Raw genomic sequence first — 209 nt, 5'->3', positions numbered from 1 at the left:
AATGCCGGGCATAACCTTGACGTGACCGCCAGCGACCTGAAGGCGGGCGGCAGCGCGGGGCTGAGTGCAGGCAACGACCTGAACCTGAACGCGGAGCAAACAAGCGAAAGCAGCCGGAAAGGAAAAAGCGAATCCCACAGCACCGGGCTCGACCGCACCACGATTTCCGCAGGCGATAACCTGGTCCTGAAGGCCGGGCAGGATATCAA

At 61.7% G+C, this 209-nt stretch carries 1 protein-coding gene; it reads left to right on the top strand.

Annotation, left to right across the window (positions count from 1 at the left end):
• Window positions 1-209 (top strand): hemagglutinin repeat-containing protein (locus QMN93_RS26240; RefSeq protein WP_323630755.1); only part of this gene is annotated, 209 nt, incomplete at both ends.

Origin of the sequence: Enterobacter sp. R-1.6.2 (assembly GCF_035064085.1) — a bacterium.
Classification (GTDB): domain Bacteria; phylum Pseudomonadota; class Gammaproteobacteria; order Enterobacterales; family Enterobacteriaceae; genus Enterobacter; species Enterobacter asburiae_B.
The sequence above is the reverse complement of the archived record's forward strand: the minus strand, read 5'-3'. Positions and strand labels throughout refer to the sequence as shown.